At 58.4% G+C, this 18,178-nt stretch carries 19 protein-coding genes; 13 read left to right on the top strand and 6 right to left on the bottom strand.

Annotation, left to right across the window (positions count from 1 at the left end; translation table 11 throughout):
- Positions 1-132: 132 nt before the first annotated feature.
- The 3 genes from brnQ to AC1DWM_RS17045 all read left to right on the top strand — a co-directional run bounded on the left by brnQ (position 133) and on the right by AC1DWM_RS17045 (position 2,865).
- A complete protein-coding gene (gene brnQ, locus AC1DWM_RS17035) occupies positions 133-1,446 on the top strand; it encodes a branched-chain amino acid transport system II carrier protein (protein WP_007945145.1) in 1,314 nt (437 codons plus the stop codon).
- 280 nt (positions 1,447-1,726) lie between these two features.
- A complete protein-coding gene (locus tag AC1DWM_RS17040) occupies positions 1,727-2,464 on the top strand; it encodes a DUF599 domain-containing protein (RefSeq protein WP_223514143.1) in 738 nt (245 codons plus the stop codon).
- The gene (locus tag AC1DWM_RS17045) at positions 2,464-2,865 is read left to right on the top strand and encodes an MAPEG family protein (RefSeq protein WP_223514142.1); all 402 of its coding nucleotides are present in this window, start codon (positions 2,464-2,466) and stop codon (positions 2,863-2,865) included. The genes AC1DWM_RS17040 and AC1DWM_RS17045 overlap by 1 nt, the downstream gene beginning before the upstream one ends.
- Before the next feature lie 67 nt (positions 2,866-2,932).
- Here the strand turns inward: AC1DWM_RS17045 and AC1DWM_RS17050 are convergent, their stop codons facing one another.
- Entirely contained in the window at positions 2,933-3,190 is a 258-nt protein-coding gene (locus AC1DWM_RS17050) for a hypothetical protein (RefSeq protein WP_223514140.1), read from the bottom strand.
- Positions 3,191-3,346: 156 nt separating this feature from the next.
- Between AC1DWM_RS17050 and AC1DWM_RS17055 the strand changes: the two genes are divergently transcribed.
- The 3 genes from AC1DWM_RS17055 to htpG all read left to right on the top strand — a co-directional run bounded on the left by AC1DWM_RS17055 (position 3,347) and on the right by htpG (position 6,258).
- The gene (locus tag AC1DWM_RS17055) at positions 3,347-3,823 is read left to right on the top strand and encodes a PaaI family thioesterase (RefSeq protein ID WP_223514137.1); all 477 of its coding nucleotides are present in this window, start codon (positions 3,347-3,349) and stop codon (positions 3,821-3,823) included.
- A complete protein-coding gene (locus AC1DWM_RS17060) occupies positions 3,820-4,272 on the top strand; it encodes a PaaI family thioesterase (protein ID WP_007945152.1) in 453 nt (150 codons plus the stop codon). Before AC1DWM_RS17055 ends, AC1DWM_RS17060 begins: the two co-directional genes overlap by 4 nt.
- An 81-nt stretch (positions 4,273-4,353) precedes the next feature.
- Positions 4,354-6,258 (top strand): molecular chaperone HtpG, encoded by a 1,905-nt coding sequence (gene htpG / locus AC1DWM_RS17065; protein WP_223514134.1) that lies wholly within the window; start codon positions 4,354-4,356, stop codon positions 6,256-6,258.
- A 185-nt stretch (positions 6,259-6,443) separates the two neighbouring features.
- Here htpG and AC1DWM_RS17070 read toward each other — a convergent pair whose 3' ends face one another.
- Together AC1DWM_RS17070 and AC1DWM_RS17075 are read right to left on the bottom strand one after the other, a co-directional pair.
- Entirely contained in the window at positions 6,444-7,307 is an 864-nt protein-coding gene (locus AC1DWM_RS17070) for a pirin family protein (protein WP_477795737.1), read from the bottom strand.
- A gap of 61 nt (positions 7,308-7,368) precedes the next feature.
- The gene (locus AC1DWM_RS17075) at positions 7,369-7,785 is read right to left on the bottom strand and encodes an OsmC family protein (RefSeq protein ID WP_223514128.1); all 417 of its coding nucleotides are present in this window, start codon (positions 7,783-7,785) and stop codon (positions 7,369-7,371) included.
- A gap of 262 nt (positions 7,786-8,047) precedes the next feature.
- Here AC1DWM_RS17075 and AC1DWM_RS17080 point away from each other — a divergent pair, with 262 nt between their 5' ends.
- Both AC1DWM_RS17080 and AC1DWM_RS17085 read left to right on the top strand, forming a co-directional pair.
- A complete protein-coding gene (locus AC1DWM_RS17080; RefSeq protein WP_223514125.1) occupies positions 8,048-9,424 on the top strand; it encodes a pyridoxal-phosphate dependent enzyme in 1,377 nt (458 codons plus the stop codon).
- The gene (locus AC1DWM_RS17085; RefSeq protein WP_223514122.1) at positions 9,421-10,596 is read left to right on the top strand and encodes a trans-sulfuration enzyme family protein; all 1,176 of its coding nucleotides are present in this window, start codon (positions 9,421-9,423) and stop codon (positions 10,594-10,596) included. The genes AC1DWM_RS17080 and AC1DWM_RS17085 overlap by 4 nt, the downstream gene beginning before the upstream one ends.
- A gap of 64 nt (positions 10,597-10,660) precedes the next feature.
- Here the strand turns inward: AC1DWM_RS17085 and AC1DWM_RS17090 are convergent, their stop codons facing one another.
- The 3 genes from AC1DWM_RS17090 to purM are packed head-to-tail and all read right to left on the bottom strand — an operon-like array spanning position 10,661 to position 13,091.
- Positions 10,661-11,374, bottom strand: coding sequence for a DUF3108 domain-containing protein (locus AC1DWM_RS17090; protein ID WP_223514112.1), 714 nt, complete (start codon positions 11,372-11,374; stop codon positions 10,661-10,663).
- 8 nt (positions 11,375-11,382) lie between these two features.
- The gene (purN, locus tag AC1DWM_RS17095; RefSeq protein ID WP_223514109.1) at positions 11,383-12,033 is read right to left on the bottom strand and encodes a phosphoribosylglycinamide formyltransferase; all 651 of its coding nucleotides are present in this window, start codon (positions 12,031-12,033) and stop codon (positions 11,383-11,385) included.
- Complete coding sequence (purM, locus tag AC1DWM_RS17100; RefSeq protein WP_477795738.1) at positions 12,033-13,091, bottom strand: phosphoribosylformylglycinamidine cyclo-ligase; 1,059 nt, start codon at positions 13,089-13,091, stop codon at positions 12,033-12,035. The genes purN and purM overlap by 1 nt, the downstream gene beginning before the upstream one ends.
- 371 nt (positions 13,092-13,462) lie before the next feature.
- On the opposite strand from purM, the gene AC1DWM_RS17105 reads away from it, so the two are divergent.
- The 5 genes from AC1DWM_RS17105 (at position 13,463) to AC1DWM_RS17125 (ending at position 18,170) form a co-directional block, all read left to right on the top strand.
- Complete coding sequence (locus tag AC1DWM_RS17105) at positions 13,463-14,524, top strand: DUF2066 domain-containing protein (protein WP_223514106.1); 1,062 nt, start codon at positions 13,463-13,465, stop codon at positions 14,522-14,524.
- Positions 14,525-14,562: 38 nt separating this feature from the next.
- On the top strand, positions 14,563-15,624 hold the full coding sequence (locus AC1DWM_RS17110; RefSeq protein WP_477795739.1) for an AI-2E family transporter: 1,062 nt from the start codon (positions 14,563-14,565) through the stop codon (positions 15,622-15,624).
- Positions 15,625-15,866: 242 nt separating this feature from the next.
- Positions 15,867-16,571 carry a DnaA regulatory inactivator Hda gene (gene hda, locus AC1DWM_RS17115; RefSeq protein ID WP_010456804.1) on the top strand — a complete coding sequence of 235 codons (705 nt, stop codon included), beginning with the start codon at positions 15,867-15,869 and terminating at the stop codon, positions 16,569-16,571.
- A 255-nt stretch (positions 16,572-16,826) separates the two neighbouring features.
- On the top strand, positions 16,827-17,468 hold the full coding sequence (locus AC1DWM_RS17120) for a C40 family peptidase (protein WP_223514099.1): 642 nt from the start codon (positions 16,827-16,829) through the stop codon (positions 17,466-17,468).
- A gap of 165 nt (positions 17,469-17,633) precedes the next feature.
- Positions 17,634-18,170, top strand: a complete 537-nt coding sequence (locus tag AC1DWM_RS17125) for a C40 family peptidase (protein ID WP_223514096.1) — start codon at positions 17,634-17,636, stop codon at positions 18,168-18,170.
- The last annotated feature ends 8 nt before the right edge of the window (positions 18,171-18,178 follow it).

Below are 18,178 nucleotides of genomic sequence, written 5' to 3' on the forward strand. Positions count from 1 at the left end.
CCATTTTTGCGAACGCCGCCCACAAGGCAGTGACGCGCTAAAGGGTCAGTCCTATACGGATCGACAGCATTTCCCTCACCCCCAAGGGAAATCCCTCTCTAAATTCCGATTCAGTAGTGTGGTATTTCCTTAATGAAAGTGTTGAAAGGCCAGGACATCCTGGCACTTGGTTTTATGACGTTTGCCCTGTTTGTCGGGGCTGGCAACATCATCTTCCCGCCTATCGTCGGTTTGCAGTCAGGGCCTAATGTCTGGATGGCGGCGCTGGGTTTCCTGATCACCGCGGTCGGTTTGCCGGTGATCACCGTGGTAGCGCTGGCGAAAGTCGGTGGTGCGATGGATGCCCTGAGCAGTCCGATCGGCAAAATTGCCGGTGGTCTGCTGGCTGCCGCGTGCTACCTCGCGGTTGGCCCGTTGTTCGCCACCCCGCGCACAGCCACTGTATCGTTCGAAGTGGGCCTGGCGCCGTTGACCGGCGAGAGCCCGTTGGCGCTGTTCCTCTACAGTTCGGTGTACTTCCTGATCGTGTTCTTCATCTCGCTCTACCCGGGCCGATTGCTGGATACCGTAGGACGGTTTCTCGCACCGCTGAAGATCATAGCCCTGGCCGCGCTCGGCATCGCCGCATTCGCGTTGCCTGCCGGTGATATCGGCGTGGCCACGCCGGAGTACGTCGCGGCGCCGTTCTCTCAAGGTTTCATCAATGGTTACCTGACCATGGATACCCTGGGCGCATTGGTGTTCGGCATCGTCATCGTTAACGCGATCCGCTCCCGTGGCGTTGAATCGCCGGTGCTGATTACCCGTTACGCGATCATTGCCGGGCTGATTGCCGGCGTGGGCCTGGCGCTGGTTTACGTCAGCCTGTTCCGCCTCGGTTCGGGCAGCCATGAAGTGGCAGCCGGTGCGACCAATGGCGCGGCGGTATTGCACGCCTACGTTCAACACACCTTCGGTTCGTTGGGCAGCGGTTTCCTGGCGGTGCTGATCTCGCTGGCCTGCCTGGTGACAGCGGTCGGCCTGACCTGTGCCTGCGCCGAGTACTTCAGCCGTGTGCTGCCACTGTCCTACAAGACGCTGGTCATCATCCTGGCGGTGTTCTCCTTGCTGGTGTCCAACCTGGGCCTCACCAAGCTGATTGCCTTCTCGATCCCGGTACTGACAGCGATTTACCCGCCTTGCATCGCCTTGGTGGCGCTGAGCTTCTGCAAGGACTTCTGGCATGAGCAAGGCCGGATTGTCGGTCCGGTGATGCTGGTATCGTTCCTCTTCGGCATGATCGACGCGCTCAAGGGCGCGGGTCTGGCGGACTGGATGCCGACTCAGCTGTCTCACTTGCCGCTGAGCGAGCAGGGCCTGGCGTGGCTGGTGCCCGCGGTCATGACGTTGGTGGTCGCAGTAGTTTGCGATCGCCTGCTGGGCAAGCGCGAAGAAGCGCTGGCTTAAGTCGCTGAATGGCCTGCCACAAGCGGGCCATCAAGCTGAAACAGAAATGCCCCGTATCAATCGATACGGGGCATTTTTTTGGAGTCAGTGCAGTGTCTTTTTCCATAAGCTAACGTCGAAGCCTTGCAAATTTCCAATGTGGGAGCGAGCCTGCTCGCGATGGCGATTTTACTTTCAACAGAGATGTTGACTGATCTACCGCTATCGTCGGAACGCCGCCCGGAGCCGGCTCGCTCCCACAAGGTTTCGAGTATTTCGCCTTTACATCAAAAGGACCTGCATGTCGTTCATCCACGCCAACCTGATCCACATCCTCGCCGCGCTCTGGTTTGTCATCTGCTGGGGCGGTTACACCCGTTATGCCACGTGGAAGGGCCGCGACACCGCGTGCCTGGCCAGTGTGTTGCACCTGTACCGTGAAGACTGGATGCGTCGCATGCTGCTGCGCGACAACCGCATCGCCGATGCCAGCGTGGTCGGTAACCTGGAGCGTAACGCCTCGTTTTTTGCCTCCAGCACCCTGATTATTCTGGCCGGCATTCTCACCGTGCTCGGTGCTTCTGAAAGGGCGGTGTCGTTGTTGGCGGATATCCCGATGGTGCAGCAGGCGTCCCAGGGCATGTCCGAGATCAAATTGCTGTGCCTGGCGCTGGTGTTTGTCTACGCCTTCTTCACCTTCAGTTGGTGCATGCGGCAGTACAACTTTGCGGCGATTCTGATTGGCTCGGCGCCGATGGTCGGTGAGCGCCACGTTTCCGAACAAGAACGCAAAGCCTTCGCTGCCCGAGCGGCACGGGTCATCTCCATGGCGGCCAACCAGTTCAACTTCGGCCTGCGTTCCTACTACTTCGGCATGACCATGCTGGCCTGGTTCGTCAGTCCGTGGCTGTTCATGCTGATGAGTGCCGGCGTAGTGCTGGTGTTGTATCGCCGGGAGTTTCATTCCGACGTTCTAGACGTGATGGTCTATACCCCTACAGAGGCACCCTTGCCCGAGGCAAACAAAGAGGCCGCTTGATGAATATTCCGTTCTGGTGTGTGTTCATCAGTGCATTACTGATTTATGTCGCTCGCATGCCGGTGGCCAAGGCGATGAAGGAGCTGGGCGGTTACAACAATCACCTGCCGCGTCAGCAACAGGCGCAACTTACCGGCTTCGGCGCCCGTGCGGTGGCAGCACATCAAAACTGTTTTGAAGCCTTTATATTGTTTGCGGTGGGGGTGTTGATGGCCCACACCACACAAACCGCAGGATGGTTGATCGACCTGCTGGCGATCATCTTTGTGATCTCACGCGTTATCTACTTACTGTGTTACTGGGGCGATTTGGCCTGGCAGCGCAGTTTGGTCTGGTTTGTCGGTTTCGTCTGTTCGTTGTTACTGATGCTTAGTCCGGGTTTTAGAAGCGTTTTGCTCTAACTGAGCAAATGGCAGGCAAAAGAAAACCCGCACTTGGCGGGTTTTCTTTATCACGCTAAAAACTGTTTTAGTTTTTAGGTGCTTCGGTTGGAGCTGCTGGTGCGGCTTCCTGTGCGGCGGCTTTGTTCGATTCAGCCTGAGCTTTGGCAGCTTCGGCGTTTTCTTTCGCAGCGTCGTTCACTTTATCCTGAGCTTTGTTCATATCTTGCTGAGCTTGCTCAGCATGTTTGGTTGCATCTTGAGCTTTGTCCTCGGATTTTTTATCGCAGGCAGCGAGACCGAGGGAAGCGGTCAACATCAAGGCAATAGCTAAAGTCTTACGCATGGGGTGTTTCTCCTTATGGAAATAACTACTGGCCTTTCGAGCACAGCCGGCAATGATAAGTTCCTCATTTCACACAAATATATCGGGTAATTTCTGTCAGGAACTTTTTGGTCTTTCCAAAACTTCGGATCCCCACTAACTAGAGTTTTTTATCACATGGCCGAAAACCCTGTTTTTGAGCGTGCGACGCGATTCCTGTCAGCACTCAGGCATTGTCAGGTCCTCGGGTTGCGGGTGCACAGCGCCAGTAATGACGGACTAACGGTCATCTTGCCGTACAGCCCGCAAATTGTTGGTAACCCGGAAACCGGCGTGATCCACGGCGGTGCGCTGACGTCGTTGATGGATACCGCATGCGGCATGTCGACCCTGTGCGTGCTGCCCGAATTTGAAGTCTGCCCGACCCTCGACCTACGCATCGACTACATGCATGCCGCCGAACCGCATAAAGATGTCTACGGTTTCGCCCAATGCTACCGAGTGACCACCGACGTGATCTTCGCTCGCGGTTTCGCCTATCAAGACGATCCCGAGCACCCCATCGCGCATGTCGTCGGCACGTTCATGCGCATGGGTAAAGCCATCAAAGGCACTAAAAGCTTTGGCGGCGTCATCGCAGGAGGTGCGCAATGACTGATTCCTTCAAGGAACAACTGCAACAGGCTCACGAGGAGGGCAACTACGCGTCACTGTTGCACCTGATTCCTTACGCCAAACTGATCGGCGTCGAATGTTCGCGGGTGGGGGATGATCTGCTGTTTCGCCTGCCGGCTAACAAGGACAACATTGGTAACCCTTTATTGCCGGCGATTCATGGCGGCGTGATCGCCGGGTTCATGGAGCTCTCGGCCGCGCTGCATTTGCTGATTTTCACCGGCTCACCGGGGGTGCCGAAAATCATCGACTTCTCCCTCGATTACCTGCGCGCCGGGCAATTTCGCGATACCTGGGCCAAATGTCAGGTGTGCCGACAGGGGCGCCGGGTCGCCAACGTGGCCGTTACAGCCTGGCAAAGTACTGAATCCGAGCCCATTGCGACGGCCCGCGCTCATTTCAAAATTGAAGAGCCCTTGAAATCCTGAACACAGCCCCCAACTTGGATGACAACCCGCCGCTGACCCTGAAGGTCGCGGCCACTGCCATCTGATTGGAGTTTGATGACCATGAGTGTGGAAACTCAAAAGGAAACCCTGGGCTTCCAGACCGAGGTGAAGCAACTGCTGCACCTCATGATCCATTCGCTGTATTCCAACAAGGAAATCTTCCTTCGCGAATTGATCTCGAACGCCTCTGACGCTGTCGATAAATTACGTTTCGAAGCCCTGTCCAAGCCTGAATTGCTGGAAGGTGGCGCCGAACTGAAAATCCGTGTGAGCTTCGACAAGGACGCCAAAACCGTCACTCTCGAAGACAACGGCGTTGGCATGAGCCGGGAAGAAGCGATCACCCATCTTGGGACCATCGCCAAATCCGGCACTGCCGACTTCATGAAACACCTGTCTGGTGATCAGAAGAAAGATTCGCACCTGATCGGTCAGTTCGGTGTGGGTTTCTACTCTGCATTCATCGTCGCCGACAAAGTCGACGTGTTCAGCCGTCGTGCCGGTGATGCTGCCAGCGAAGGCGTGCACTGGTCGTCCAAGGGCGAAGGCGATTTTGAAGTTGCCACCATTGAGAAAGCCGAGCGCGGCACTCGCATCGTCCTGCACCTGAAGTCCGGTGAAGACGAATTCGCCGATGGCTGGCGTCTGCGCAACATTATCAAGAAGTACTCCGACCACATCGCTCTGCCGATCGAGTTGCCAAAAGAAGTGGCCGCCGCTGAAGGTGAAGAGCAGCCGGCCGCGGAATGGGAAACCGTCAACCGTGCCAGCGCCTTGTGGACCCGTCCTCGCACCGAAGTGAAGGACGAGGAATACCAGGAGTTCTATAAGCACGTTGCTCACGATTTCGAGAATCCGCTGAGCTGGAGCCACAACAAGGTCGAAGGCAAGCTCGAATACAGCTCGCTGCTCTACGTGCCGGCCCGTGCTCCGTTCGACCTGTACCAGCGTGAAGCGCCGAAAGGCCTGAAGCTGTACGTGCAGCGCGTGTTCGTCATGGACCAGGCCGAGTCGTTCCTGCCGCTGTACCTGCGTTTCATCAAAGGCGTGGTCGATTCCAACGACCTGTCGCTGAACGTGTCGCGGGAAATCCTGCAGAAAGACCCGATCATCGATTCGATGAAGTCGGCGCTGACCAAGCGCGTTCTGGACATGCTGGAAAAACTGGCGAAGAACGAGCCTGAGCAATACAAGAGCTTTTGGAAGAACTTCGGTCAGGTCATGAAAGAAGGCCCGGCAGAAGACTTCGCCAACAAAGAGAAAATCGCTGGCCTGCTGCGTTTCGCATCGACCAACGGTAATGAAGGCGAGCAAGTGGTTGGGCTGGCCGAATACCTGGCTCGCGCCAAGGAAGGACAGGACAAGATCTACTACCTGACCGGCGAAACCTACGCACAAGTCAAAAACAGCCCGCACCTGGAAGTCTTCCGCAAGAAAGGCATCGAAGTGCTGCTGCTGACCGATCGCATCGACGAGTGGCTGATGAGCTACCTCAGCGATTTCGACGGCAAGAGCTTCGTTGACGTGGCGCGCGGTGACTTGGACCTGGGCAATCTGGACTCGGAAGAGGACAAGAAGGCTGCGCAAGAAGTCGCCAAGTCCAAAGAAGGTCTGGTTGAACGTCTGAAAACTGCACTGGGTGAATCGGTTGCTGAAGTACGGGTTTCTCACCGTCTGACCGATTCCCCGGCGATTCTGGCGATCGGCGAGCAGGACCTGGGCATGCAGATGCGTCAGATCCTGGAGGCCAGCGGTCAGAAGGTTCCGGATTCGAAGCCAATCTTCGAATTCAACCCGGCTCACCCGCTGATCGAGAAGCTCGACAACGAGCAGAGCGACGAGCGTTTCGGCGACCTGTCGCACATTCTCTTCGATCAGGCGGCACTGGCTGCCGGTGACAGCTTGAAGGATCCGGCCGCGTATGTGCGCCGTCTGAATAAGCTTTTGGTTGAACTGTCGGTTTAACTGCGTTGTAAAAAAAAACCCGCTTCGGCGGGTTTTTTCATTCTGGCTGATCGTTCCCACGCTCCGCGTGGGAATGCTTCTAGGGACGCTCCGCGTCCTGTGACGCGGAGCGTCACGGGCTGCATTCCCACGCGGAGCGTGGGAACGATCAGACGGGTCGCGTGAGAACGATCAGGCGATCAGGTCTACCGCGGCAGTTCGATCCGCTCACTTTCCCCCGGCACCGTCGGCCAATCCCCGGCCGCCCAGCGCCGCCGTGCTTCATCGATGACCGCCGGATCACTCGCCACAAAATTCCAGTTGATCCTCCTCGGCCCGTCCAGCGGAGCGCCACCAAACAACACGGCATGGCAATCGCTCTCGGCAAACAGGGTAATCTCTTCCCCCGCAGGCAACACCACCAGCGAATTCAGTTCCAGCGCCTCGCCATCCAGCAGCACCTCGCCGCTCAAGACATACAGCGCTCGCTCTTCATGCTCGGTGGGAATCAGCAACGTAGTCGCCGTTTGCAGGTTCAACTCCGCGTACAACGTAGGAGAAAGCACCGGCACCGGCGATTCCAGACAAAAGCCTGACCCGGCAATCATCCGGATCTTCACGCCAAGGTTATCGCTGACCGGCAAGGTCGCCGCCGGATGATGGCTGTAGTGCCCTGGGCCCTGTTCATGCTCCTTGGGCGATGCCAGCCAGATCTGCAAGCCGTGCATCGTGAAACCCATGCTCTTCAGCGCCTCGGGGGTGCGCTCAACGTGGGCAATCGCGCTGCCGGCGGTCATCCAGCTGACATCTCCGGCATTCACCACTTGATCGGAGCCGAGGCTGTCCTTGTGCTGGATTTGCCCTTCAAACAAATAGGTTAGCGTCGATAGGCCGATGTGCGGATGCTGCCGGATGTTCATGCCTTTTCCCGCTGGATACCGGGTTTGCAGCATGTGGTCGAAAAACACGAAAGGCCCGACGCTGCGGCATTTGGCTGATGGCAACGGTCGAAGAATCGGCTGGCCTTCGACATCCTCGACGCGAGGGCGGATCACGAGCGGAGTATTCATGCTGCATTCCAGGTTGAGCGGGTGATGCGTGGAGCATAACCCGCTTGCACAGCCATTGCCGCTACTGGCTGAACGCACCTTCCGACAGGTGGGTTTCGATGCTGACGTCGGTGGTGGTCATCAACTTGTGGACCGGGCAACGGTCGGCCACGCGATGCAGTTCCTCGCGCTGCGCATCGGTAAGCACGCCCTTGAGGGTCAGTTTGACGTGCAGCGCATATTTGCCTTTCTGTTCTTCGCTGTTGTCGCGTTTGACTTCGACCGTGACACCGGTCAGCGGGATGTCCTTTTTCCTGGCATACATCTTCAGGGTCAAGGCTTTGCACGCCCCCAACGCCGCATCGAAGTAATCGTGGGGTTCTGGTGCCGAGCCTTCACCGCCTGACGAGGTCGGCACGTCGGCAAACAGTTCATGGTCGTCGATTTGAACGCTGTGGCGAAAACCTTCGGCGCAAATGGTATTGACGGTAACGGTCATGGAAAGCCTCCCAGGCTGGAAAAGTCGTTCGGTCAAAAAAGACCTTGAAGTTATAGAGCATTCCTCTGCGCACGCGTTCCACTTTCTTACGGGTTCATACCCGTTCGCTGAATGAATATCGGGCGACCGGCCGGCCGTACGCGGTTGCGAATGACGCTATCGCGGCCTATGGTCCAAGCGAGGTATTTCCTGCAACCGTCACACGATGACGCGCCGCAGGTTGGTGTCCATCCAGTGCGAATAGCCATAGCAAGGTGAAGACATGCCGAACGAATCCCGCCCCGCCGTCCTTGAACTGATTGGAAACACGCCGCTGGTGCGTGTCAGCCGTTTCGATACCGGCCCGTGTACGCTGTTCCTCAAACTCGAATCACAAAACCCCGGTGGATCGATCAAGGATCGCATCGGTCTGGCGATGATCGACGCCGCCGAGCGCGATGGTCGCCTGCAACCCGGTGGCACCATCGTCGAGGCCACTGCCGGCAACACCGGCCTGGGCCTGGCCCTTGTCGGGCGTGCCAAGGGGTATCGCGTGGTGTTGGTGGTGCCTGACAAGATGTCCACCGAGAAAGTCTTGCACCTCAAGGCGATGGGCGCCGAAGTGCACATCACCCGCTCCGATGTCGGCAAGGGCCATCCCGAGTACTACCAGGATGTAGCCGCACGGCTGGCAAAGGAGATTCCCGACGCCTTCTTCGCCGATCAATTCAACAACCCGGCCAACCCGCTGGCTCACGAATGCAGCACGGCGCCAGAGATCTGGGCGCAAACCCAGCATGATGTGGATGCCATCGTCGTTGGAGTCGGTTCTGCCGGCACGTTGACCGGCTTGACCCGCTTCTTTAACCGCGTGCAGCCGAACCTGGTCATGGTGTTGGCCGACCCGGTCGGCTCGGTGATGGCCGAATACAGCCGCAGCGGCACCCTGGGAACCCCCGGTTCCTGGGCGGTGGAAGGCATTGGCGAAGATTTCATTCCCTCGATTGCCGACCTGTCCAGCGTGCGCCACGCGTATTCGATCAGCGACGAAGAAAGCTTCGATCATGCCCGCCAACTGTTGCGCGCCGAAGGCATTCTCGGCGGCTCGTCGACTGGCACATTGCTGGCGGCGGCGCTGCGTTATTGCCGCGAGCAAACCGAGCCGAAACGGGTCGTGAGTTTTGTCTGCGACACCGGTACCCGCTACCTGTCGAAGGTCTACAACGATCAGTGGATGAACGATCAGGGCCTGTTGCAATACAAACACTACGGCGATCTTCGCGACTTGATCTCGCGCCGTTTCGAGGATGGTCGAGTGATCAGCGTGGGCCCTGACGACACGCTGCTGACCGCTTTCCAGCGCATGCGCCTGGCGGACGTGTCACAGCTGCCAGTGCTGGTGGACGGCCAGCGGCTGGTCGGCGTGATTGACGAGTCCGACATTCTGCTGGGGGTGCACCAGGAGGCCTCGCACTTCCGTTTGACGGTGGCCAGCGCGATGACCGACAAGCTGCAAACCCTGCCTGCCGCTGCCAGTCTGGCGCAATTGCAGGCGGAACTCGACCGTGGGCTGGTGGCGATCATTGCCGATGCCTCGGGCTTCCACGGACTGATTACCCGCTTCGATCTACTCAATCATCTACGGAGATCCCTGAAATGAGTCACGATAAAGAGGCTGCGCCACAAGGATTTGCCACACGCGTGATCCATGCCGGGCAGGCGCCGGACCCTTCCACCGGGGCGTTGATGCCACCTATTTACGCCAACTCCACCTATATGCAGCAAAGCCCTGGCGTGCACAAAGGTCTCGACTACGGGCGCTCGCACAACCCGACGCGCTGGGCGCTGGAGCGCTGTGTGGCGGATCTCGAAGGGGGAACCCAGGCCTTTGCATTCGCGTCCGGGCTGGCGGCGATTTCCACGGTGCTCGAATTGCTTGATGCCGATTCGCATATCGTCTCGGGCAATGATTTGTATGGCGGTACGTTTCGCCTGTTCGACAAGGTGCGTCGGCGCAGCGCCGGGCATCGTTTCAGCTTCGTCGATCTGACGGATCTTGCAGCCTTCGAAGCGGCGCTCCAAGACGACACACGAATGGTCTGCGTCGAGACGCCGAGCAATCCGTTACTTCGCCTCACTGACCTCGCTGCCATCGCACGCATCTGCCGCCAGCGCGGCATCATTTGCGTGGCCGACAACACCTTCGCGAGCCCGTGGATACAACGTCCTCTGGAATTGGGCTTCGATATCGTGGTGCATTCGACCACCAAGTATTTGAACGGTCACTCCGACGTGATCGGCGGCATCGCGGTGGTTGGGCAGAACGCGGAGCTGCGCGAGCGGCTGGGATTTCTGCAAAACGCAGTGGGCGCCATCGCCGGGCCGTTTGACGCCTTCCTCACCCTGCGCGGCGTGAAAACCCTGGCATTGCGCATGGAGCGCCACTGCAGCAACGCCTTGGCGTTGGCGCAATGGCTGGAACAACAGCCACAAGTGGCGCGCGTCTACTACCCTGGCCTGCCGTCACATCCGCAGCACGAACTGGCGCGGCAGCAGATGCACGGTTTCGGCGGGATGATTTCACTCGATCTGAACAGCGACCTGGCGGGTACCAAACGCTTTCTGGAGAGTGTGCAGATATTTGCGCTGGCGGAGAGCCTGGGCGGGGTGGAAAGCCTGATCGAGCATCCGGCGATCATGACTCACGCGACCATCCCCGCCGACACCCGTGCGCAACTTGGCATCGGCGATGCGCTGGTGCGATTGTCCGTGGGGGTCGAGGACGTCGACGACCTGCGCGCCGATCTGGCGCAAGCGTTGGCGCTGATTTGAGTTCCAGCAGGCAAAAAAAATCCGGAACCCTTATCGGATTCCGGATTTTCGTGTCGAGCCCGGTTTAGCTGCCTTTGACCGCTTTACCGTTGACCGTGCCGTCGAGGAGCATGATGTTGTACTCCTTGCCGTCGGTTTCAACTTGTTGCAGACGGACCAGCAGGTAATCCCAGTCCTTGGCAAACCACAGGACGGTAATGCGCTTGTTTTGTGTCGGGTCGCGCACGCGCTCGACTTTAATCGCATCGATCTGGCCGGCCTTGGTGTCGACTTTTTCCGAACCCAGTACGCGGAAGTCATAGGTATCGACTTCGCCACCATCGATGACCTGATAGTTCATGCTCTTTTTGCCGGCGGCGACATCTTCCTGCAGGGCCAGCTGATACGTGGACTTATCGAGCATTCCACGGTTCAGTGGAACCTTGACCGGGTCGCCACGATCGGTGCCGGTGACCATTTTGGTGGTCCAGTCGAAATCCAGATCAACCTTTTTGGCTTTACCCAGGCCGCCACGCTCAAAGCGGTAGGACTGAGGCAATAGGGTGTCCTTGTCCAGGGTCAGAGTACTTTCTTCAGTCAGGCTGGCAATCATCATCGACGCCTTGAAGCTGAGCTTCCAGACGCCGTTGGCTTCCTTGGTCAGGCTGCGTTCAGCCGTGCCACTCATGGGAAGCTGCTTCCAGTCGGCGGTATAGCTGGCGGAGAAAGGTTGAAGTTCCGAAGCCTGTGTCAGGGGCAAGGCAAGCAGAGCGCAAGCGAAGAGCAGGGCACGACGCATAATATCTCCTAGGTTCGAATCAAGTGGCCGCTGGCCGCGAGTAGCTTCCCATCCAGTAAAGCACCTTGTTCGCCAAGTGATAAGCGACCTTCGGCAAACCAGCGTACAGCCAACGGGTAGATCAGGTGTTCCTGAGCATGGACTCGCTGCGCCAGACTCTGCGGCGAATCCTGCAACTCTACCGGTATTACTGCTTGTACGACCAGTGGTCCGCCATCGAGTTCCTCGGTGACGAAGTGGACGGAGCAGCCGTGCTCGGTGTCGCCGGCCTCCAGCGCGCGCTGATGAGTGTGTAACCCTTTGTATTTGGGTAGCAGCGACGGATGGATATTGAGCAGGCGACCCGCGTAATGGCGCACGAAATCAGCGCTGAGAATGCGCATGAAACCGGCCAGTACCACGAGTTTGGGATTGAACGCGTCGATCAATTCGATCAGTGCGGCATCGAAGGCCTCGCGGCCTTCGAAAGCCTTGTGATCCAGGGTGCGGGTGTCGATACCCGCGTCCTTGGCGCGTTGCAGGCCATAAGCATCGGCGCGGTTGGAAATCACCGCAGCGATGCGGACCGGGCTGTCGCCGGTCCGCGTGCTGTCGATCAAGGCCTGCAAGTTACTGCCAGTGCCGGAAAGCAGCACCACGACATCACAGGTGGCGGACATTAGTGCGCCTTAAGGTTCTTCAGTTCGACCTGGACCGCGCCTTCGGCAGCGGTGGCGATCTGGCCGATGACCCATGGCTGCTCGCCAGCTTCACGCAGTACGTTCAATGCGGTTTCAACGTGCTCTTGAGCCACGCAGATGACCATGCCCACGCCGCAGTTCAGCACGCGGTGCATTTCGTTTTCGTCGACGTTGCCTTTCTCTTGCAGCCAGTCGAACACGGCAGGGCGGGTCCAGCTCGCCACGTCAACCACCGCTTGTGCGCCTTTTGGCAGAACGCGCGGAATGTTGTCCAGCAGGCCGCCACCGGTGATGTGGGCCATGGCTTTGACAGCGCCGGTTTCCTTGATCAGCTTGAGCAGCGGCTTCACGTAGATACGGGTCGGGGCCATCAGCAGGTCGGTCAGCGGTTTGCCGTCGAGCTGGATGTTTTCGATATCGGCACCCGACACTTCGATGATCTTGCGGATCAGCGAGTAGCCATTGGAGTGCGGGCCGGAAGACGGCAGGGCGAGCAAGGCGTCGCCGGCAGCGACTTTCGAACCGTCGATGATTTCGGATTTTTCCACGACGCCGACGCAGAAGCCGGCCAGGTCGTAGTCTTCGCCTTCGTACATGCCAGGCATTTCAGCGGTTTCGCCGCCGACCAGGGAGCAGCCGGACAGTTCGCAGCCTGCGCCGATGCCGGTCACGACCTGGGTCGCGGTTTCGACGTTGAGTTTGCCGGTAGCGTAGTAGTCGAGGAAGAACAGCGGTTCAGCGCCGCAGACCACCAGGTCGTTCACGCACATGGCCACCAGATCGATGCCGATGCTGTCGTGCTTGTTCAGGTTCAGTGCCAGGCGCAGCTTGGTGCCCACACCGTCGGTGCCGGAAACCAGTACGGGCTGCTTGTAGCCAGCCGGGATTTCGCAGAGGGCGCCGAAACCGCCCAGGCCGCCCATGACTTCCGGGCGCGCAGTGCGCTTGGCGACGCTCTTGATGCGTTCGACCAATGCTTCACCGGCGTCGATGTCTACACCGGCGTCCTTGTAGCTCAGGGAGGGTTGCTTGCTCATGATCCAGGCCTTTAGGGGGGATTCAGGGGTAACGACCGAGTCCAGCGGGGACACCGAATTCGACGGGGGGCGATTGCCTCACACGAAATTCGGACTACCCGGCTGTTGCCGGTCTGCGAAGGCGCGCGATTTTATCAGGCTTGAGGGGCAGCGGCCATCCTCACGCCGACGGCAGGGGCATATCCCATTAAAAAAATTGATATTGACCGTATTAGCGGCTGTATAAGGTATCGCGATTAACCGTCTATCGTTATGGCAGCGTCAAAAACTTATCGGGGTCGGGTGAATGTTTTGCGCGAGGCGATGGTCACAGCCTTGCTCAATGTCTTCATGCGGTCAGTTCCAGCCGCTCTTGTCGTCAGGAATCTTCCATGCGTTTTCTTTCCAAGCTTTTGTGTTTGAGCTGTTTTTCCCTTTTCAGCCTCGCCAGCCATGCCGAAACCGTGAAAGGTCTCTATCAGGTGCGCGAGCCTGTCACCAGTCAGGCGCCCGAGGAGCGTGATCAAGCGACCCAGCGCGCGCTGGACACGCTGGTGTTACGACTGACCGGCGATCCCAAGGCGGCGCAAAGTCCGGGGTTGGCAGCCCTGCGCAAGGATCCGCAACAAATCATCAGTCAATACGGTTTTGACGCGGGGCCGCCGGAAGTGCTGAAGGTCGACTTCGACCCGGCCTCCACCGAGCAGGCGTTGCGTCGTGCGGGTCTGTCGTTGTGGGGCGCGAATCGGCCGTCGATTCTCGGCTGGTGGTTGAACGACTCCACCGAAGGTTCGAGCCTGGTGGGCGATGGCCAGGCCAGTGCCGCACCTCTGCGTCGAGCGGCACAGCACCGCGGTTTGCCATTGCGCTTGCCGCTGGCGGATTTGAGTGAGCAGTTGGTGGCGACAGCGCCGACGCTTGAAGGCACGGATGAGGCGCCTCTGCATAAAGCATCGGAACGTTACAACGCTGACGCTTTGCTGGCGGTGCATGCCCGGGAAGAGGGCGGTCAATGGCAAGCTAAATGGAATTTGTGGATGGGCGACAAGAAGGAAGCGGGCAGCGTGGAAGGCGCGGATCAGGCCGCGGTGGCCGATGCGGTGATGCTGGCGGTCAGCGAGCGAATGGCGCCACGGTTTGTCGTCAGGCCAGGTGCTTCGGGCGAACAATTGCTGGAAGTGCAGGGCATGAACCTGGAGCGTTACGCGACGCTGGGGCGATTGCTCGATCCGTTTGGCGCGCGTCTGCAAAGTGTTAGCGGTGATCGCATTCTTTATCGGGTCAATGGCAGCGCTGAGCAGCTGCGCTCGCAGTTGTCGCTGGCGAAGTTGCAGGAAGTACCGGCCGGTGAAGCTGTCACGCCCGTAGCGCCAGTTCAGCCTGTGGTGCAGGGTTCGGCGCCTGCTGTAGCGCCAGCCCCGGCACCGACGCCGCAATTGCGCTTCCGCTGGTAAGGTTTTCTTTCTTTATATAGATGCATATGGAGTGGTACATGGCCGATACGCGCCGTTGGTTCTGGTTGGGTGGAGTGGTTCTGCTCTGCGCGTTTGTCTGGCTGTTGCATCCGATCCTGACCCCTTTTCTGGTGGCGTTGCTGCTGGCCTATCTGTTCGATCCGCTGGTGGATCGACTGGAGAAGGTCGGGCTTTCAAGGACGTGGGGTGTGGTGGCGGTATTCGCACTGTTCACCCTGATTTTCACCACGCTGCTATTGGTCTTGGTACCGCTGCTGGCCAAGCAACTGTTTCGTTTGTATGAGTTGGCACCGCAAATGCTCGACTGGCTGCAGCACACCGCACTGCCGTGGGCGCAATCGAAGTTCGGGTTGTCGGAAGGCTTCTGGAAATTTGACAGGCTCAAGGCTGCGATCAGCGAACACATGACGCAGACCAGTGACATCGTCGGTGTGGTGCTGAGTCAGGCCACCGCGTCCGGTCTCGTGTTGATTGGCTGGTTGGCCAATCTGGTGTTGATCCCGGTGGTGAGTTTTTACCTGCTGCGGGACTGGGACCTGATGATGGTGAAGCTGCGAAGCCTGTTGCCCCGAGATCGCGAAGAGCGCGCTGTCTTGTTGGCTGGCGAATGCCACGAAGTGCTGGGTGCATTCGTGCGCGGGCAATTGCTGGTGATGGTGGCGCTGGGGGTGATCTACTCTGCGGGCTTGATGCTGGTGGGATTGGAGTTGGGGTTGTTGATCGGTGTGATCGCCGGTCTGGCCGCGATCGTGCCATACATGGGCTTTGTCATCGGGATTGGCGCGGCACTGATTGCCGGACTGTTCCAGTTCGGTGGCGACCTTTACCCAATGTTGGGCATCGTCGCGGTGTTCATGGTCGGTCAGGCGCTGGAAGGCATGGTGCTCACGCCAATGTTGGTAGGGGACCGGATCGGTCTGCACCCGGTGGCGGTGATTTTTGCCGTTCTGGCGGGCGGCGAGCTGTTCGGTTTCACGGGTGTGTTGCTGGCGTTGCCGGTGGCGGCGGTAATCATGGTGCTGGTGCGCCATGTGAATGATTTATATAAAGATTCTGATATGTACAGCGGTGCGGATTAGCCAAAGCGGTAAGGTTCGTTGAAGGGGCGTCGCGGCCAACCCGAGTCATTGTCGGGTTGGCCTGCATCCCCTGTGTGGCTGTCACATGCACCGCCAACAAAACTGTCACCAAACCAGTGCGTTAACGCAAACCTTTGATTTTGCTTGTGGTCTGTCGCATTGTGCGACCAGCGTCACGGGTATAAACTTCGCAAACTTTACACAGAGGTCACTAACGGTTCCCTTGGAACTGTTCAGTCAGCATGAAACCGATTCAGCTGCCCCTAGGTGTGCGTCTGCGTGATGACGCTACCTTTATCAATTACTACCCAGGCGCCAATGCCGCAGCACTCGGCTATGTCGAGCGGCTATGCGAAGCCGACGCCGGGTGGACCGAAAGCCTGATTTATCTCTGGGGCAAGGACGGGGTAGGGCGTACGCACTTGTTGCAGGCGGCCTGCCTGCGCTTCGAGCAGTTGGGCGAGCCGGCGGTGTACTTGCCATTGGCCGAGCTGCTTGATCGTGGCATCTCCATTCTCGATAACCTCGAACAATACGAACTGGTCTGCCTGGATGATTTGCAGGCGGTTGCCGGTCGCGCGGATTGGGAAGAGGCGCTGTTCCATCTGTTCAATCGTCTGCGCGACAGCGGTCGTCGCCTGCTCATCGCCGCGTCGACCTCGCCGCGTGAATTGCCGGTGAAGCTGGCGGACTTGAAGTCGCGTTTGACCCTGGCCCTGATCTTTCAGATGCGCCCGCTTTCCGATGAAGACAAATTGCGCGCTTTGCAATTGCGTGCATCGCGTCGCGGTTTGCACCTGACCGATGAAGTCGGACATTTTATTTTGACCCGCGGTACTCGCAGCATGAGTGCGCTGTTCGAGTTGCTTGAGCGTCTCGATCAGGCCTCTCTTCAAGCTCAGCGCAAGCTGACAATCCCCTTCCTGAAAGAAACCCTGGGCTGGTAACAAAAGCCGGGTAACAAAGCCTGGTAGCGCAAGCCTGGTAAAACCTAAGCCTGGTAGGGGTTTTGGCATATTTCAGGCGCCAGGAAATGCACTTTCCTACAGGGCTGCAGGCTGCGCGAGTGTCTAAAATGGGCTTAAGCGCTTAGATGTTAGCGAGAAACCGATAAGTCACATAAAGTTCGATTGAATTTGCAAATGAGGATGATAGCGGGCATAGTCTCGGCTTCTTTAGAACTATCAGCCACGGTCGTGCCCATGCTAAAGCGCTTCGCACCCCTCGTGCCTCTCGCACTCGTCACCCTGTTGTTCGGTTGCGCTGCTCACTCTCCAGTGTCCCAGCAAGAGCAACAACAGCAGGCTAAAAATTCAGTTACGGCACAGTCTTCTTCCGTTCTTTTCCAGGATTCTCTTTACCAGGAAGAGGCGGCCACCAATAAAGAACTGGCCAGCTTTGCCGACGGCAAGTCGTACCAGCTTCCGGGTCTGGCCGACAGCATTCTCGAACGTGGCATGTCCCTGATCGGTACCCGTTACCGTTTCGGCGGTACCTCTGAAGCCGGTTTCGATTGCAGCGGCTTCATCGGTTATCTGTTCCGCGAAGAAGCGGGCATGAACCTGCCACGCTCCACTCGCGAAATGATCAACGTGGACGCGCCACTGGTAGCTCGCAGCGCACTGAAGCCAGGCGACCTGCTGTTCTTCGCCACCAACGGTCGTCGCGGCCGCGTCAGTCACGCCGGGATCTACCTGGGTGATAACCAGTTCATCCACTCCAGCAGCCGCAAAAGCGGTGGTGTTCGGGTCGATAGCCTGGGTGACAGCTACTGGAACAAGACCTTCATCGAAGCCAAGCGCGCCCTCGCGATGGCCCCGACCGTGGTCACCGCTCGCAAGTAAACGTACAAATAGTAAGGCGAAGTTAAAGTCTTACTTGAAGTTTGCCGTGTAGCCGCTAGAATTCTGATCTATCAATGATGGCAAACCGCCTGCGCCCCGCGCAGGCGGTTTTCTTTTCTGCACTCCCGGCAGAAAAAGCCGCAGCCAGATCAGGATGTTCTGCTTATGACGATGTCGGCCCGCCTCGCACTCCTGTTCTTCTCCGCAGCGCTGCTCAGCGCCTGCGCCAGCCGCACCCCGCCTGCGCCGGTGGTTCGCGCGCCCATTATTTTCGGTAACCCGCAGTCCTTTTCCCCTGAAGCAGAAGACGTGCTGTTCCGCGCGCTCGGCCTGGTGGGGACGCCGTATCGATGGGGTGGCAACACGCCGGATTCGGGCTTCGATTGCAGTGGGTTGATCGGCTACGTTTACCGTGATGTTGCCGGCATTTCCTTGCCGCGTACCACGCGCGAGATGATCAGCATGCAAGCCGCCAATGTGGGCAAGGAAGGCCTGCAAACCGGTGACCTGATTTTCTTCGCCACCAATGGCGGCTCTCAGGTCAGCCATGCCGGGATTTACGTCGGCGAAGGCCGCTTCGTGCATGCGCCCGCGACTGGCGGCACGGTGAAGCTCGACAGTCTGTCCAAAGCCTATTGGCAGAGGGCATACCTGAGCGCCAAACGCGTTCTGCAGCCCCAGCACCTGGCACGCAATCCCTAATAAAGCGC

It is taken from the genome of Pseudomonas sp. P4_C8, assembly GCF_056401975.1.

Coding starts and splice junctions, on each gene's coding strand:
- AC1DWM_RS17090 (WP_223514112.1), bottom strand. CDS start 11,374: ATGCGTCGTGCCCTGCTCTTCGCTTGCGCTCTGCTTGCCTTGCCCCTG.
- AC1DWM_RS17105 (WP_223514106.1), top strand. CDS start 13,463: ATGCGTTTTCTTTCCAAGCTTTTGTGTTTGAGCTGTTTTTCCCTTTTC.
- AC1DWM_RS17070 (WP_477795737.1), bottom strand. CDS start 7,307: ATGAATACTCCGCTCGTGATCCGCCCTCGCGTCGAGGATGTCGAAGGC.
- AC1DWM_RS17110 (WP_477795739.1), top strand. CDS start 14,563: ATGGCCGATACGCGCCGTTGGTTCTGGTTGGGTGGAGTGGTTCTGCTC.
- purN (WP_223514109.1), bottom strand. CDS start 12,033: ATGTCCGCCACCTGTGATGTCGTGGTGCTGCTTTCCGGCACTGGCAGT.
- brnQ (WP_007945145.1), top strand. CDS start 133: ATGAAAGTGTTGAAAGGCCAGGACATCCTGGCACTTGGTTTTATGACG.
- AC1DWM_RS17085 (WP_223514122.1), top strand. CDS start 9,421: ATGAGTCACGATAAAGAGGCTGCGCCACAAGGATTTGCCACACGCGTG.
- AC1DWM_RS17060 (WP_007945152.1), top strand. CDS start 3,820: ATGACTGATTCCTTCAAGGAACAACTGCAACAGGCTCACGAGGAGGGC.
- purM (WP_477795738.1), bottom strand. CDS start 13,091: ATGAGCAAGCAACCCTCCCTGAGCTACAAGGACGCCGGTGTAGACATC.
- AC1DWM_RS17080 (WP_223514125.1), top strand. CDS start 8,048: ATGCCGAACGAATCCCGCCCCGCCGTCCTTGAACTGATTGGAAACACG.
- AC1DWM_RS17125 (WP_223514096.1), top strand. CDS start 17,634: ATGACGATGTCGGCCCGCCTCGCACTCCTGTTCTTCTCCGCAGCGCTG.
- htpG (WP_223514134.1), top strand. CDS start 4,354: ATGAGTGTGGAAACTCAAAAGGAAACCCTGGGCTTCCAGACCGAGGTG.
- hda (WP_010456804.1), top strand. CDS start 15,867: ATGAAACCGATTCAGCTGCCCCTAGGTGTGCGTCTGCGTGATGACGCT.
- AC1DWM_RS17050 (WP_223514140.1), bottom strand. CDS start 3,190: ATGCGTAAGACTTTAGCTATTGCCTTGATGTTGACCGCTTCCCTCGGT.
- AC1DWM_RS17045 (WP_223514142.1), top strand. CDS start 2,464: ATGAATATTCCGTTCTGGTGTGTGTTCATCAGTGCATTACTGATTTAT.
- AC1DWM_RS17075 (WP_223514128.1), bottom strand. CDS start 7,785: ATGACCGTTACCGTCAATACCATTTGCGCCGAAGGTTTTCGCCACAGC.
- AC1DWM_RS17055 (WP_223514137.1), top strand. CDS start 3,347: ATGGCCGAAAACCCTGTTTTTGAGCGTGCGACGCGATTCCTGTCAGCA.
- AC1DWM_RS17120 (WP_223514099.1), top strand. CDS start 16,827: ATGCTAAAGCGCTTCGCACCCCTCGTGCCTCTCGCACTCGTCACCCTG.
- AC1DWM_RS17040 (WP_223514143.1), top strand. CDS start 1,727: ATGTCGTTCATCCACGCCAACCTGATCCACATCCTCGCCGCGCTCTGG.